The organism is Desulfomonilaceae bacterium (assembly GCA_041662605.1).
Taxonomy (GTDB): Bacteria; Desulfobacterota; Desulfomonilia; order Desulfomonilales; family Desulfomonilaceae; genus CAJBEZ01.
Map to the genome: position 1 here is coordinate 65,137 of JBAZSD010000007.1, position 16,769 is coordinate 81,905.

12 protein-coding genes are annotated in these 16,769 nt (G+C 48.7%); 11 read left to right on the forward strand and 1 reads right to left on the reverse strand.

The window, feature by feature from the left end:
- Window positions 1-42 precede the first annotated feature (42 nt).
- The 11 genes from WC647_07805 (at window position 43) to WC647_07855 (ending at window position 15,776) form a co-directional block, all read left to right on the forward strand.
- Entirely contained in the window at window positions 43-1,245 is a 1,203-nt protein-coding gene (locus WC647_07805) for an efflux RND transporter periplasmic adaptor subunit (protein ID MFA6222203.1), read from the forward strand.
- Complete coding sequence (locus WC647_07810) at window positions 1,245-4,316, forward strand: efflux RND transporter permease subunit (protein ID MFA6222204.1); 3,072 nt, start codon at window positions 1,245-1,247, stop codon at window positions 4,314-4,316. Before WC647_07805 ends, WC647_07810 begins: the two co-directional genes overlap by 1 nt.
- A gap of 236 nt (window positions 4,317-4,552) precedes the next feature.
- Window positions 4,553-5,746: a thiolase family protein gene (locus WC647_07815; protein MFA6222205.1), complete on the forward strand. Its 1,194-nt coding sequence runs from the start codon at window positions 4,553-4,555 to the stop codon at window positions 5,744-5,746.
- A 15-nt stretch (window positions 5,747-5,761) separates the two neighbouring features.
- Entirely contained in the window at window positions 5,762-7,861 is a 2,100-nt protein-coding gene (locus tag WC647_07820; protein ID MFA6222206.1) for a 3-hydroxyacyl-CoA dehydrogenase NAD-binding domain-containing protein, read from the forward strand.
- Between the two features lie 10 nt (window positions 7,862-7,871).
- Window positions 7,872-9,053, forward strand: coding sequence for a thiolase family protein (locus WC647_07825; GenBank protein MFA6222207.1), 1,182 nt, complete (start codon window positions 7,872-7,874; stop codon window positions 9,051-9,053).
- A 47-nt stretch (window positions 9,054-9,100) separates the two neighbouring features.
- Complete coding sequence (locus WC647_07830; protein ID MFA6222208.1) at window positions 9,101-9,748, forward strand: TetR/AcrR family transcriptional regulator; 648 nt, start codon at window positions 9,101-9,103, stop codon at window positions 9,746-9,748.
- A gap of 23 nt (window positions 9,749-9,771) precedes the next feature.
- On the forward strand, window positions 9,772-10,914 hold the full coding sequence (locus WC647_07835; protein ID MFA6222209.1) for an acyl-CoA dehydrogenase family protein: 1,143 nt from the start codon (window positions 9,772-9,774) through the stop codon (window positions 10,912-10,914).
- Window positions 10,915-10,959: 45 nt separating this feature from the next.
- Window positions 10,960-12,621, forward strand: a complete 1,662-nt coding sequence (locus WC647_07840) for a class I adenylate-forming enzyme family protein (GenBank protein ID MFA6222210.1) — start codon at window positions 10,960-10,962, stop codon at window positions 12,619-12,621.
- Window positions 12,622-12,793: 172 nt separating this feature from the next.
- Window positions 12,794-13,273 (forward strand): PaaI family thioesterase, encoded by a 480-nt coding sequence (locus tag WC647_07845; protein MFA6222211.1) that lies wholly within the window; start codon window positions 12,794-12,796, stop codon window positions 13,271-13,273.
- Between the two features lie 82 nt (window positions 13,274-13,355).
- Window positions 13,356-14,507 carry a CaiB/BaiF CoA-transferase family protein gene (locus WC647_07850; GenBank protein MFA6222212.1) on the forward strand — a complete coding sequence of 384 codons (1,152 nt, stop codon included), beginning with the start codon at window positions 13,356-13,358 and terminating at the stop codon, window positions 14,505-14,507.
- Window positions 14,508-14,606: 99 nt separating this feature from the next.
- On the forward strand, window positions 14,607-15,776 hold the full coding sequence (locus WC647_07855; GenBank protein MFA6222213.1) for an aminotransferase class V-fold PLP-dependent enzyme: 1,170 nt from the start codon (window positions 14,607-14,609) through the stop codon (window positions 15,774-15,776).
- Window positions 15,777-15,800: 24 nt separating this feature from the next.
- Here the strand turns inward: WC647_07855 and WC647_07860 are convergent, their stop codons facing one another.
- Complete coding sequence (locus WC647_07860) at window positions 15,801-16,673, reverse strand: diacylglycerol kinase family protein (protein ID MFA6222214.1); 873 nt, start codon at window positions 16,671-16,673, stop codon at window positions 15,801-15,803.
- Between the last annotated feature and the right edge of the window lie 96 nt (window positions 16,674-16,769).

Here is a 16,769-nt window from a genome sequence, read left to right on the forward strand (position 1 = left end):
AAAACACCGGTTGGTTTCCGACGATATCGAATGGTAGCTAATATGGATCACCCATCAAAGAAACTGGTCTACACGGCGCAGCGAAGAATATCCTTAATTGCGATGCTGTGTGTTTTATCACTGACGGTGGTCGGATGCGGGAAGTCAAGGGAAGGCATAGGCAAGCCAACTGGACCTATTCCTGTTGACATGGCCGAAGTCATTCAGAAAGACACTCCTCTTTTCATAAAGGCCATCGGGAATGTTGCGGCCTATAACACTGTGGATTTAAAGTCTCGCGTTACAGGTGAGCTAATAAAACGTTTTTTCAAGGCAGGAGACAGTCTAAAGGCCGGTCAGGATCTTTTTACTATCGACCCTGCTCCGTTCGAAACCAAGGTAAAGGAGAGCGAAGCGAAGGTTAACCAGGCGAGAGTTCAATACGAACAGGCGAATAAGGATTACATCCGATTCAAGGGTTTGTATGGTGAAAAGGCTGTCAGTCAGGAACAACTTGAGACCAAACAGGTTGACATGAATTCCAAGCTTTACCAGATGGAGCTAAACCAGGCCGAGCTGGAGAGCGCCCAACTTAATCTGGGATACTGTTTCATTAAATCGCCGCTTGAGGGTCCATCCGGGGACATTTATATAGACAATTTCAACATTGTGAACGCCAACCAGGACCGGCTGGTTACTATCAAACAGATACATCCGATCAAGGTTAGGTTCTCGGTTCCTGGAAAGTTTCTTGACGAAATAAACAAATACAATTCAGTCGCTCCGCTGGAAGTGGAAGTCTTGATACGGGGGAGTGACAAACCCGAGTCGGGGAAGCTTACTCTTATAGATAACAACATAAACCTGAGAACCGGAATGATTGCGCTCGAGGGGACGTTTCGGAACCCTGAATCCAGACTCTGGCCAGGGCAGTTCGTAGATGTTCGTTTAAAGCTCACTACCACAATAGGCGCCTTGCTCGTTCCGGCAGTGGCTGTCAACGACGGAGCCGAGGGCCAGTACGTTTGGGCTGTAAACAAGGACCAGACTGTTTCCATACGACCAGTGAAGGTAGATCGTCGCGAAACTGACATGGTGGTCATTTCTGAAGGGGTAGGAGCAGGTGAGAAAGTCATAACCGATGGGCAACTCATGCTGCGTCCGGGCGCTTCGGTGGTCACGAAAGAACAAATAAAGAAAGCTAGAGAAGCGGCTAATCCTAAACATCCCAAGGCCACCAACGGCTCAGGTAAGGCGCCAAAATAATGAGCCCCACGGAGCTTTTTGTAAGGCGTCCGGTAATGACCATCACCATCATGGTGGCGATGGTCTTTTTCGGCGTAATAGCATACAGAAATCTCCCAGTTTCTGCCCTGCCTCAAGTAGATTTTCCAACCATATCGGTACAGGCGACGTTACCAGGAGCCGACCCCGACACCATGGCTTCGAGTGTAGCTACTCCTCTTGAGAAGCAATTCTCGTCAATAGAGGGATTGCGGACTATGAACTCGAACAGCGCCCAAGGCAGAACCACGATAAATTTGCAGTTTGACCTTTCCAGAAAGATAGACGCTGCAGCTATGGACGTCCAAGCCGCCATCACCAGGGCAAGTGGGTTACTTCCGCCAAATATGCCCAGTCCACCGACTTTTTCCAAAGTGAACCCGGCAGAGCGGCCCATATATTACCTGGTCATGCACTCCGACGCGATGCCTCTCTATAGAGTGAATGATTACGCGGAAACATTTGTCTCAAATGCGCTCTCAATGGTGTCGGGAGTTGCGCAGGTGCTTAATTACAGCCAACAGAAATTCACTGTCAGAGTATTTATAAAGCCTGACCTGTTGGCCGCAAAGAATATCGGGATTAATGAGGTTAGGAACTCGATAATTGCCCAGAACGTGAACCTGCCTTTAGGCACACTTGACGGAAAACGTCAGACCAACACCCTGAAAGCTTCTGGGCAACTCATGGACGCCAGAGCGTACGATCCAATCATTGTGTCGTATGTCGAAGGTCAGCCGGTGCGCCTTGATGAGGTAGCAAAGGTTGAAAACAGTGTCTACGCGGACAAGGTATATTGTTATTACAACGGTAAGAAGTGCGTGGCCCTTGCGGTTCAGAGGCAACCTGGTTCCAACACTATAAGAATAGTCGATGACATTGAGAAACTGATGCCGACTATCAGGGCTTCGTTGCCTCCGACAGTGGATCTCGAAGTAGTCTACGACATGTCTCAGTCTATCAGGGCCTCACTAGACGATGTAAAACTGACTCTTGTCCTGGCTGTGATCCTGGTTGTCGTTGTTGTTTTCATTTTTCTTAGAAATTTGGCGGCGACCTTTATAGCCAGTATAGCGATTCCTCTGTCAATCGTGTCCACCTTCGCCGTGATGTACATGTTTGGGTTTTCTCTGGACAACCTGTCATTGCTGGCGCTGGTACTGTCTGTAGGCTTTGTGGTAGATGATGCTATCGTGGTACTAGAGAATGTGGTGCGGCATCTAGAGATGGGAAAGAAGCCGTTTCAGGCCGCCGTTGATGGAGTGAAGCAGATTGCCTTCACGATCATATCAATGACGTCCAGTCTGGCCATAGTTTTTGTGCCGATCATGTTCATGGCTGGGATTTATGGTCGAGTTCTGAATGAGTTTGCTGTCACCATTACAGTAGCTATCGTCATCTCCGGTGTTGTCGCTCTGATGGTTACGCCGATGCTGAGCAGTCGCCTGTTGCGTCCGCAGAGTAGATTGGCCGAATCAGACCCTATTTTTGGGGCCATGCTACGATTCTACAAGAGAACGCTAACCCTGGCCGTTCATCACAGAATTGTGACTATGCTGCTGTCTGTTTTTATACTAGGAACGACCCTGTACCTTTTTATAGCTTTGCCCAAAGGGTTTGTTCCTCCTGTTGATATGAACTATCTCATCGGATTTTGTGTGAGCGAACAGGGGATCTCACCGGAGGCTATGCAGGAAAAGCTCAAGGAACTGCAACCTATGGTGCGGTCTAACCCCAACGTCCGGTCGGTCCTGAATGTGGCTGGGTATCCACAACGGAATCAAGGTTTCACCATCGCCTTTTTGAATGACAGGCCTCCACGGAAGGTCACAGCTCAAAAGGTTATGACCGAACTTTTCCCAATTGTTAATTCTATTCCGGGGTTGCTCACATTCTATTCAGTTCCGCCTCTAATAGAGATAAGTACTGAAATCTCAGCCAGTCCGTATCAGTTGATTCTCCAATCAACGGACACCGCTTCGCTTTTCCGAAACGCTGAGAAATTTACGTATGCGATGTATGCCATGCCTCAGATAACCGGGGTGAATTCGAATTTGTACATAAAGAATCCCGAAACTTACATCGATATTAACAGAGACAAGGCGTTTTCGCTCGGTATTACGGCGGAAGAAATAGAGCAGTCGGCTTTCTCATCGTACGGATCGCGTGAAATTTCAAACATATACGGTACCACAGACACTTACAAGGTCGTGCTCGAAGTCGATAAAGATGATCAGCGTTACCCGGACCAACTATCGTCGCTCTATCTGAAAAACAGGGTTGGCGAGATGGTGCGACTCGACGTAGTAGCAGATTTAAAAGCGAAAACCGGCCCATTGACTGTGAACCACTACGGGCAGTTCCCTTCAGTTACCATTTCATTTGACACAGCGCCTGGATTCTCCGTTGGCCAGGTCACCGAAGCATTGAGAGCAACGGCGTCCGGGATACTCCCTGACAGGATTCATTTCAAATTCGGTGGAACCGCCGAGGCTTTTGAGGGATCTGTCCGTAGCCTAACGATTCTCCTCTTTGTGGCCATCATAATAATTTATATGATTCTCGCCTGTCTGTACGAGAGTTTCTTACATCCTTTGACAATTATTGCAGGATTACCGTCAGCGGCGTTCGGCGGATTACTGGTGCTGTGGTTATTTGGATTCACGCTGGATTTGTACGGATTTGTCGGGCTGTTTATGCTGATAGGCATAGTTAAGAAAAACGCGATCATGGTGGTGGACTTCGCCCTTGAAGCGGAAGCTGGAGGCAAAACTCCTCTAGAAGCCGCTGTCGAAGGATCAGTGGTACGATTCCGGCCCATTATGATGACTACTATTGCAGCCATAGCGGGTATGACTCCGATTGCCATAGGATTTGGCGCAGGTGGTGACTCGAGACAGCCTTTGGGGTTGGCCGTAGTTGGAGGGCTCATGTTGTCACAGGTGGTGACTTTGTATTTAACGCCCGTTGTATATACTTACCTGGGTGGGCTGCAACACTGGATCGACAAGAGGGGCGTAAAAGCACGAGAAATTCGTGGCATTCCTTCCTGATATTTCTGAAAACTGGAACGCAATCCATTAAATTATACGGAACTTCTGATGTGTTTTGGCAAAAAAAGTATTGACAGATCGCCGCAGGTTAGTAAATATTACTTACCAACAGGACAACTCTACATGAAAAAGATTTCGTATCCGTTCACACCTTAAATCCAACCTTGGGCAACTCCAAGTGTTGAGTCGATTTTGATAAATTTTTCACCGAATGGATCGGCTGGAGGAATATCAGCATGGCGGACAAAAATGTAATTGTGAGCGCAAAGAGAACGCCCTTTGGCAGGTATCTTGGAGCCCTATCGGAAATGGAGCCTTTGGATCTTGCCGTTCACGCGGCCCAATCATGCCTTATTACACAAGGTCATGACCTCAAATCCGAAATTGATCATGTGTTTGTCGGGAATTGTATTCCCGGGTCTTTTGAAACCGCTTCGGTCACGGGTCGTCAGATTTCCCTGAAGCTGGGAATCAACCGGTTCACAATAACATTGGACACAGCCTGCTGTTCTCCCTTGACTGCTCTTCGGATGGCTCTATGGGGTCTTAAGCTTGGAGAATACTCTTCGGCTCTGGTTATTGGCGTGGAGTCAATGAGCAGAGTGCCGCACATGTCTAGAGAACTAAGAACCGGTGTCCGTATTGGAGAAGTTAAACTCAAAGATCAGATATTCCCAATCAGTTATCCCGGGTACAACTCTGTTGCGGTAGACGCCTCGAACGGGGCGGAGAAATATGGCGTCCCCAAGCGCATGCTCGATGCCTGGGCAGTGGCTTCAAATCGCAAGTGGTTTGCTGCCGAGCAGTCTGGGAAATTCGCTGATGAAATATCACCGATAAAAGTGAGGAAGGGGCGTGACTCCTTTATCGTATCCAGCGACGAGGGGCCCAGGCCGAATAGCTTGATAGCCCAAGTTGAGCAGTTGCCGCCGGTATTTGGGGCCAAGACCACGACTGCAGGCAACGCTCCGGGGTTAAATGACGGCGCATCCGCTATGGTTGTCATGACGGAAAAGAGGGCTTCCGAACTGGGATTGCAACCTCTTGCGGAGATTGTAGAAGCGGCGGGGGAGATCGACATGCCGTATGGGATTTCATGGATTCCGGCTCTTACGATAAAAAAGGCTCTCGATAGGGCAGGGCTGGACCTTTCCGAGATGGATCTGATGGAAATAAATGAAGCGTTCGCAGCTATGCCTTTGGTCAGCGCCAAGATTCTCGCTGACGATGACACGGATCGATGGTTCGAGCTTCTTCAGAAAATAAATGTGAACGGTGGGGCTATTGCTATGGGACATCCGGTAGGGGCCTCAGGATTGAGGATCACGATGACCATGATGTATGAGTTGCGCCGTAGAGGAGGGGGGCTCGGAGTCGCAGCGATTTGTGGCGGTCTGACCCAGGGAGAAGCCGTAATAATCAGCGCATAAGAGAAGGGGAAAATCATGTCTGAAGTCACATATAGTCTTGATCAGTTAACTAGGGTCGCCACACTGGTGATAGATACCGCCGGGCCTGTCAACACCATTGGTCAGATTTTCCTGGCGGATTTGGAAAGGGCCATCGACAGGTCGATATTGGACAAGGTCCGGGGAGTGATCATAGTCTCCGGGAAGAAAAGAAGCTTCCTCGACGGAGCGAATCTCAAGGAAATAATTACAGATCCCACTCCTGCGGTGATCCGGCATGTCACCCTGAGATATCAGGAATCTCTGGCCCGGCTCGCCGGGAGCCCTTTTCCTGTGGTGGCTGTGTTGGACGGGCAGACTGCGCTGGGAGGAGGTTTTGAACTACTGCTTTGGGGATGCGACTGTGTATTTGCGACAACTTCTTCCAAAATGGGGCTTCCAGAAGTAAACGTAGGTCTTTTCCCTGCGGGTGGAGGAACTCAAACGTTACCGAAAGTGGTGGGGTTTAAGACGGCTGTCACTATGATACTCACCGGCAGGGTCAGTTCCGCTGAGGAATATTCCAAAACCGGCTTTGTCACGATTTGCGATGCCAGGGAACTTGAATCCCGTGCAATGCAATGGATAGAGGACCATCAGGGAATCATAAACCGAAACTATGATCCCGACTTTGGAATCCCGGAACCGTTGACCGAAGATGAAAAGCGAAAAGCAATTGACGTAGCGAGGTCTCGTTACGGGATTTGCCCACATCGGCCATATCTATATGCGGCTATGGACTCAATGGAAGGCGGGTTAGACTTGTCCATTGACGAGGCTGCCAGAAGAGATGTCGACCTTTTCGTCCCTCTATTTAGTCATCCAAATACCCGCGCCAAGATCGACCTTTTCTCTTTGGTGACCAGCGTTGGTCACAGGCTGGTCAGGGTTGACGCTCGTCAGGCGGCTAAAGTGGAGAAGATTGCAGTGATCGGCTCAGGTCTTATGGGAAGTGGAATTGCACAAGTCACTGCGGAAAAAGGCATTAAGACAACTCTGATAGATGTCGACGCTGACACGGCTCGAAAAGCGGTGGAGAAGATTGGATCTACGCTCCAGGATTTAGTTGATCGTGGTAGATGGTCCCAGAAGCGCAAGAACGCAACTATGGCCAACCTTGACTGGACCGATGACTACACGAGCCTCAAAGAAGTACCCTTGGTTATCGAATGCGTATTTGAGAACCTAGATCTCAAACGTAAAATCCTGACCAGGGTTCAGGAAGTGAATCCCGACATCTTGTTCGCTTCCAATACATCTACCATACCAATGGCCGATATTTCCGAGTTCTCGAAACGTCCGGATATGGTGGTTGGAATGCACTACTTCTCGCCTGTGCCACTTATGCCCCTTCTCGAGGTCATACAGGGCCCACGGTCCAGCGCTTCGTCGATTTCTACGGCTGTAACAGTAGGGCGGGCCATGGGCAAAACAGTTATCCTTGTCAGTGACGGTCCGGGATTTTACACAAGTCGGACATTCGGCAGCTACGTAATGAATGGCTTCCGCCTTGCAGAGTTAGGGGTTAGCCCGTGGGAGGTTGATCTGTTGGCGCTCAAGGCGGGTTTTCCGCAGGGACCTTTGCATGTTTATGGCACAGCGGGGGGCAACGTGGTTTATCATGCCGGTAATTTTATGGCTTCACGGTTTCCAGATCGGATGAGCATTCCAAAGACGTTGATGAAAATGTACGAAGGGGGCTATGTGGGGGCTGGCAAGCCTAGTTTTTATAAAGATTACCGTAAGATGCTACCAGACGAATCCGCAGCCAATTTTATCGTCAGAGCCAACGGGCTGCCGATCCCGACGGCTGAAGAGTCTCAGGACATCTTGCTGCTAGGAATGGTGAATGAAGCTTTCTGGTGCCTGAGTGAAGGGGTTTTGCATGATTTCTTCAGCATGGATCTTGGGGCTGTGCTAGGCATCGGATTTCCGGATTGCTGGCATGGACCTGCCCGTTATGTCAGCCTTAAGGGAGTTAAGTTCATAAAGCGTAGACTTGAGGAGCTTTCTGAAAAGTTCAAAATTCCGGGTCTTGCCCCTGCTCCTGAGTTTGATTCACTCATAGCCTGTGGCTTGGACTCCGGGCTAATATAAGGAGACACAGATGCAGGACGCATTCATAGTTAGCGCTGTAAGAACCGCTGTAGGAAAGAAGAACGGCAGCCTATCACAATATCGTCCGGATGAGTTGCTTGGAATTGTCCTGAGAGAAGTCATAGACCGTGTAGACGTGGATCCGGCTGAAATCGAGGATGTTCTGGGGGGAACAGTGACTCAGGTGGGAGAGCAGGGATTCACCCTGCCTCGCATGGGTGTTTTGGCCGCTGGTTTTCCTGATGACACTCCTGGAGTCGCAATCAACAGACAATGTGGATCCAGTCTCACGGCATTGAGTTTCGCAGCGGCTGAGATTATCGCAGGGTGGCGAGACTGCGTTATAGCCTGTGGCTGCGAGGTCATGAGCAAATACTCTATTGCAGCCGAGTGGCTCAATCTTACTCTTTCCAATGGTAAACCCGCCGGTATGCCATTTGGCTCTGCTTATTTGAATCGAACGGGTGGCAAATTCGTAGATCAGGGTCAGGCTGCCGAACTCATCGCCAAAAAATGGGGCATTCAAAAGGAGGAACTGGACTCCTTCGCTATGCGAAGCCATCAGCGTGCGCACAGAGCGGAGACCGAGGGGCGGTTTGACCGAGAGATAGTACCAGTAAAGATCCGGAGCGCAGACGGTACGGAGAGGGTTTTTGCAAAAGACGAAACGATAAGACCTGAAACTTCGCTGGAGATTCTGGCGAATTTAAAACCTGTGTTCGGAACAAAAATGATGACAGCGGGCAATTCCAGTCCCATCAGTGACGGGGCCTCGGCCGTGCTGTTGATGTCGTCAAGAAAAGTCAAGGAACTCGGTTTGAAGCCCAGAGCCAGAATTGTTACATCCGCTGTGGCGGGGGCAGATCCCGTCATGATGTTGACAGGTCCAATTCCAGCCACGAAGAAAGTAATGAAATTGTCGGGACTTGCCATGAAGGATTTCGACAGGATAGAGATTAACGAAGCCTTCGCTGCAGTGCCTCTGGCTTGGGGAAAAGAGTATGATCCCGATTGGGGAAAAGTGAACTCTAACGGTGGGGCTATTGCGCTAGGGCATCCCGTTGGAAACTCCGGTTGCCGTCTGGTAGTAACATGTTTGCACGAACTTGAAAGGATCGATGGTCATTATGGCTTGATCACTCTTTGCACCGGGGGTGGCATGGCTCCCGCTGTTGTGATCGAAAAAGTCTAAATTGTTTGAAAAGGGTGGCATGGATCACGAAATGACATGGTTGAATTATGGCTGAAAAGGAAGCTATTGACAGCCCATTTTGGGATTTTCAGGACAAGCCTCATCCTCCCGGCAAGGCTAAGATCATGGCGGCTTTGCGGACTCTCTTGGGTGAAAAGGAGTTTGTTTCAATTACCATCTCCGATATAGCCAGAAACGCCGGAGTCACCGAGGCTCTGATCTACAAATATTTCAAGGACAAACGGGACCTATTGCATCAGGTGCTGGCGGAATATTTGAATTTTTACATTACAGGGACTGAAAATGAGGTCAAGGCGATTAAGGGACCGCTGAACCAACTCAGAAAGCTAATTTGGTCACACATAAACATGTATGATTCAAATCGGGTCTTTGCACGGATTCTCCTCCTGGAGGTCAGAAATTACGCCGACTATTTTCTGAGTGACGCTTATCAAATGGTAAAGCGGTACACTGATTTCCTGCTTAAAGTCATTGAAGAGGGAATGGCGGAAGGCTCCGTTCGACGAGATATTCCTGCAGCGGCAATCAGACAATTGATACTTGGGGGTATCGAACACGCGTGCCTGCCTGCCACCATTTTCAGCCGTTCAATTGATCCTGATAAAACAGCGGATAATTTATGCGCAATCATTCTTGACGGTGTAACGCCTCGCTTCCAGCCTGCTAAAGGCTAAACTAAAAGTTGAAGGAGATCTTTATGGAGATCATATCCTATACGGAAGACCATAGGATTTTTAGGGACTCGACAAGGAAATTTTTTGCCAGGGAAGTCACGCCTTACGTCGATGAATGGGAAGAAGCCGGAATAGTTCCCAGAAGTATATGGAAGAAAATGGGCGATAACGGCTTTCTTTGTATGCAGGTTCCAGAAGAGTATGGAGGATTGGGGGTCGACTTTTTCTATTCCGTGATCCTTATGGAAGAGTTGGGACGGACCAACCATTTTGGGCTTGCCGCTTTTCTTCACAGTGACATCGTGGTTCCCTACATAACGTCTTTCGCTTCCGAGGAGCTAAAACATAAATATCTGCCGGGTTGCATTTCCGGGGACATTATTACAGCGGTGGCAATGACTGAGCCCAATGCCGGAAGTGACCTGGCGGGAATGAGAACCACAGCGGTGGATGATGGCGACAACGTTATCATCAACGGTCAGAAGACTTTCACGAGTAACGGCATTCTATGCGATCTCGTAGTTCTAGCTGTCAAAGATCCCGCGGTGGAAGCTCCTCATAAAGCCGTCGACCTTTACCTGGTGGAGGCTGGAACGCCGGGTTTTGAGAAAGGAAAGAAAATAAAGAAGATTGGATGGCATAGCCAGGATACCGCTGAGCTATTCTTCAATGATTGCAGGGTTCCCAAGAGTAACCGTCTCGGACGGAAAGGCGGCGGATTTCCCATGCTGATGGATAAGCTGCAGCAAGAACGTCTCATGTGCTGTGTTGGCGCCCAGGTGATAGCAGAAAGGACTCTTGAGGCGACCATAGATTACTGCAAGCAGCGGACTGCGTTTGGAAAGCCGATATCTAAATTCCAGAATACTCAGTTCAAGATTGTGGAAATGGCCACCGAAGTTAAATTAGGGAGAACTTTTCTCGACAAACTCGTAGTTGACCATGCGGAAAAAAGGAATGTGGTTGTTGATGTGTCGATGGCAAAGTACTGGATTACGGATATGGCCAAAAGGGTTGTTGATGGCTGCTTACAGCTTTATGGAGGATACGGGTATTGCGAGGAATATCCTGTAGCCCGGGCCTGGCGGGACGTAAGGGTCATGTCCATTTTTGCCGGAACCAACGAGATTATGAAAGGGATAGCCGCCAAATTCATGGGGTTATAGACGGGAACGCAAACCAATAAATGCTGGTGAACAGAGGAGGAAGTTATGATTCTGGCGTCTCAGGAGTCGATAAAAGAGTATACAGCTAAAGGTTGCTGGGGATCTAAGACCCTGCTTGACCACTTCTATGAGCATGTGGTCAAAATGCCCGATAAAACCGCAATTGCCGATCCACTTAACAAGGAGACTCTTCTCGGAACCACTCCGGATCACGTCTCTTACTCCGAACTGTCAAAAGCAGTTGATGGTATGGCTACAGCGCTGTTCAATTCTGGAATCGAAAAGGATGATATAGTCATGGTCCAAATGCCCAATTGCTGGGAATTGGCCATGTTGTACCTCGCGATATGCAAGGTGGGAGCAGTCATATCTCCGGCCGCCATGCAATGGAGATCAAAAGATCTTGGTTACGTCGCGGACTTGACACTAGCCAAAGCCATTATAACCGTTGAATCCTTTCATGGTTTCGATCATCTGGCCATGGCAGGGGAGGTTCAACAGAAAAACCCTTCCATCAAGACCATTTTTACGTACCAGGACGTCCGACGCATGATGACTGAAAAGCCGGGCCCCAAAGTTTCTGAAATACCAATTGATGGCAATGACATCTTCACAATCTGCTGGACATCAGGAACTGAAGCCCAGCCCAAAGGGTGTCCGCTGAGCCACAACAATTGGCGTTGTCAATCCTCTTTGGCATGCGGCCCATGCATACAGCCCGGAGATGTGCAGCTCACGGCCGGTCCGTTGGTGAACATGGCGTCCGTGGGAACTGTGTTTGTGCCGTGGCTTCTTCAAGGTGGAACCATGGTTCTTCATCATCCGTTTGACCCGATGTTGTTGCTTAAACAGATGGTCACGGAAAAGATTAATTATACCTTATTAGTGCCTGCAGTGGTTAACCTTATACTCAAGCATCCTACTGCGGCGCAATTCGATTTAAGTTCCATAAGGGCCATTACCGTTGGGTCAGCTCCAACCTCAATATGGGCCATGGAGGAATTCAAGAAAAAGTGGAATGTTGACATTGGAAATATCTGGGGACAAAACGAGGGAACTGCCTTTGTATCAAGTGTTCAGGACATCCCTGACGTTAATATCAGGGTCGATCAGTTCCCCAATTATGGCGCTCCAGGCAGCGTCTGGTCGGTTCCTGTGACAAAGTTCATCAGAACCAAGGTTGTAGACGCGTCCGGAACGGAGTTGACAGAACCTGACGCAATTGGTGAACTTCTTTATCGTGGCCCCAATGTGATTCCAGGTTATTTTAAGCGACCGGACCTTGGGGAGAAATCTTTCGACTCTGAAGGGTTCTTCCGTACCGGCGATCTTTTTCAAATAAAAGGTGACCGATATCTTAAATTCTTTGACCGGGCCAAGGATATAATAATCAGGGGCGGCTTTAACGTAAGCGCTCTGGATGTTGAGAACGCTCTTCTTGCCCATCCCGCGATCCAGGATGTGGCCGCTGTGGGTATGAGCGATCCGGATCTGGGAGAACGAACCTGCGTATACGCTGTGCCGAAAGAGGGGCAAAGCCTGACCCTGGAAAGCCTGGTGAGCTTTTTAAAAGAAGCTGGGATGGCTGTTTACAAGCTCCCTGAACGCCTGGAAGTTGTAATAGCGATCCCGAGAAATTCAGTAGGCAAGATTTTAAAGGCTGAACTAAGGAAGGACATCGCTGCAAGGGTCAAGGCCGAAAATTAGTTTGTACTGCGATTGCGCAGTCAAGTGTTCAGTCTGAGCTATAAATACCGAAATATGGGTATTGGATCTGTGGGGTGGACAGTGGAACCTATTCCGTAAAACAGGAATTCCCCACGAATCTACCCCGTATATAGAGTAGCCCTAACGCTCATTTTGGGGAGGATTTGCTTTCATGAGCCTGCCAACTGAAACAGTAAAGGGGTTGATTGAGAAAAAAGTGGCCTTCCTGGAACGCATGAAGCTTCAGGCGCTAGAATTGGCTCCAGGACAGGTAAAATTATTCACGCCTTTGAAAGGGAATGAAAATCACATTGGTGGAGTATACGCCGGGGCAATATTTACGTTAGCCGAGATTCCCGGTGGCGCATTGTTTTACACCAGTTTTGATGAAACTAAATTTTACCCTGTTGTGAAAGAAATGACGATCCATTTTTTGAAGCCCGCAAACACGGATTTGTCTATTGAAATTTTACTTTCAGAAGAGGAAATAGGGCGTATCACAGTCGAAGCCGAAAAGAAGGGAAAGAGTGAGTTTATACTCTCAGGAGAAATCAAGGATATTGATGGCCAAGTGGTGGCTCTCAGTAGAGGGGTTTACCAAATACGATCTATGGAGACATTGCCGAAGGTCTGTCCCAAAACAGAAAAATGAACGTGGGCGAGATATAGATCTTGCGATGTTATCGAAATTATAAAGATCCCAGTTTTTCATTGAAAAAGGAGTTCTAAAGGTTATGTCCCAAGCGCTATCCGGACTTAAGGTTCTTGATTTGACCATGAATTTGCCTGGGCCTTATATGACATGGCTCTTGGCGCTTTTAGGCGCTGAGGTGGTCAAGGTTGAAAATCCTTCAGGTGGAGATTACAGCAGAGCCCTCTTGGGGGATGGGCAGAGTTCTCCTTTTTTCGCCGCAGTAAACAGAAACAAGAAAAGCGTAGGTCTGAATCTGAAGCACCCCGAAGGTAAGAGACTTTTCCTGAAACTTCTGAACCATTATGATGTTCTTGTGGAAGGATTTAGACCAGAAACAATGGAACGACTCGATCTGGGTTTTGATGTTCTATCCGCCATCAATCCCCGCCTTATTTATGTTTCAATTAGTGGCTATGGGCAGTCGGGGCCAAACAAGATGAGGGCTGGTCACGATCTTAATTACCTGGCGCTAGCAGGAATAATAGGCATGACGGGCTCTCGCAATGGAGAACTCGCAATGCCCGGGGTCCAGATCGCTGACTTGGCTGGCGGCAGTCTCATGGGTCTGACTGGATTGCTTGCCGCCATAATCCAACGGGATCGGACGGGAAAAGGCCAATTCGTGGATGTCTCCATGTATGATGGGGCCTTTTCAATGGCGACAATGGTTTTTGCTGGGGTAGAAGCCGGCATGGAGTTTCCTGAACCGGGAAAGATGATGCTGAATGGCCGTTTCCCCTGCTACGGCCTTTACAAGACGTCAGACGGTCGTTACATGTCATTGGGGGCGTTGGAGTCCAAGTTCTGGAAAAATTTCTGCATGGCTGTCGGCAGGGAAGATTTGCTTGATGGTCAATTCGGAGGTCCTGAAGTTGTAACTGAACTTGCCAGACTGTTCGCTTCAAAGACACAAGATGAATGGACTGAGTCTATGGTTACTGCCGATGCGTGCTGCGAACCGGTTTTGAATCTTAACGAAGCAGCGGATTCTCCTCTGACACAGGCGAGATTCATGGTAAACCGCGATCCTGAAGGTAAGAGATCTCTGGGGTTCCCGTTGAAGCTCTCTGAAAGCGAACCACCCACAGATGAACCGGCCCCGTCTCTTGGGCAACACACCAGGGAGATCCTTGCTGGGCTTGGAATTACTGAAAAAGAACTCCAATCTCTATCCTATGACGGGGTCATATAGGCATCTTCGCTGGATCGTCAGTCTTACCAAACGCAGGGGATAAATGCTGAGATTTCAAGCCTGTCAATTCCGAAGGGTCGTAAGGATGGAACCATGGCCATGAAAAAACCAATTTATTTGGATTACAACGCTACCACTCCGCATGACCCTGAAGTGATAAAGGCCATGACTCCATTCCTGACAAATCACTTCGGCAATCCCTCCAGCTCCCATTGGTATGGTATGCAAACAAAAAGCGCTGTTGAGAAAGCGCGTGAGCAAGTGGCGTTTCTGGTCAACTGCGATCCAGATGAGATTGTTTTTACCAGCGGGGGAACGGAATCAAACAATTACGCTATTAAAGGTTTTGCGTTCAGTCATCAGGATAAGGGAAATCATATAATAACTTCTCAGATTGAACATCCTGCAATTATTGAAGTTTGTAGGTTTTTGGAAGGACATGGTTTTGAGGTCACTTATTTGCCTGTTGATTCACTCTGCATGGTGAAGATTTCGGATCTTTATAAGGCCATAACTCCTCAAACCATTCTGATCACTATCATGCACGCAAACAACGAAGTCGGGACAATCCAACCAATCGAGCAGATTTCACAGATTGCCCGGGAACACGGAGTAGCGCTTCATACGGACGCAGCCCAATCAGCCGGAAAAATTTCTGTAGACGTCAATGGGTTGGGGGTGGCTCTCCTTTCCATCGCCGGGCACAAACTCTATGCGCCTAAAGGAGTTGGAGCGCTCTATATCCGAACGGGAACCCACCTTGAAAAATTCATGCACGGAGCTGGCCATGAAAGGGGAAATCGTGCAGGGACCGAAAACGTCATGGAAATAGTGGGGCTTGGAAAAGCGTGCGAGATTGCGTCCAGGGATTTAGAACGGAATGTCAACCATATGCGAGAGATGCGGGATAAGCTCTTCTCAGGGCTAATGGAAACGTCTGGGCACATTCAGCTCAACGGCCCTCCAGAGAAGAGATTGCCTAACACCCTCAATGTAAGTTTCAAAGGAGTCAACGCAGGCGAACTTCTTGCCGAAATTAGTGGAACGGTGGCGGCTTCCGCCGGTTCCGCATGCCATTCCTGCGATCAAATAATTATTTCTCCAGTGCTTCAGGCAATGAGGGTTTTACCGGAATGGGCAATGGGAACAATTAGGTTTTCAGTGGGGAAGTTTACGACCACAGAAGAGATTCATGGGGCGACACAAATTGTTTCAGCCGCTCTCCTCAAAATTCGAAATGACTCAAAAGGAACCAAGCGGCAAGAATAATTTGCTTTTGCCTTTACTTCTAGCTTATCGAGGAACAACCACGGGGACCAATTGTGGAAAGATTTGCATTTCCAAGGGAGTCCACCCGTAATGATCCCCATCAAGTTGCACAGGAGCGGCATGCTCAGCTTCTATCCTTACATGCGTTCCTGTAAGACTCATCACCTCGGGAAGTCGTGAAATGCTTCTAGTGAGACCGGCGACAAAATATTTGAATAGAGAAGGTCTGGTACCATCAGGAAATACTCTGATGTGAAAAAGACCTGAGTCAAGTCGAGCGTCATCGGCAAAGACAAAAATGCCTCCATAGCAACGCAGCTTAAGTACCATCACTATTTGGCCTGTCACTGGCATTTTGCCATCTACGCACACAGTAAGGTTGGTCGGGGAATAGGCGAAAAAAGAGTTGATGATCGGACGAATATATCCGAGATAGCCCATCTTGAGGCTCCGAGTTTCCTTAACATGTTTGGTGACGAAAGAGTCAAATCCGACACTTGCGACCATTAGGAACCTTCTGCCTGAAGCAATGCCCATGTCAATTCGAGCCGCGCCGCCTGTTTCCAATACCCGAGCGACACCTAAAGCGGTTTTTGGAATCCCAAGTTCTTTTGCAAGCATGTTGGCTGTGCCGCAACCCATGTGAAGGATAGGAACCTTGGATGGGTCTTTTAGTCCATTCAGGGTCTCATTAACTGAGCCGTCTCCGCCTACAATGACGATCCGTTCAATATCAGGGGTTATGGAAGAAGCCCGTTCCAGTGCGTCCCCAGGTTTCCGTGACAGAAAAACTTCCACCTTGTGCCCGTTATGTTCCAGGATCTTGGCCAGACTGTTTGCCCTTTGTCTTGCCTTTCCGGCTCCGGCTGCTGGATTGCCTATTATTAGGACATTCATGACTGGCTCCCTGTCGTGATTTTATACATGAAAGAGAGCTAAAAAACACCAATAGTCTTGGCCAGCGCTCAAAAGGGAGTCCTAAGGGCAAAAGTC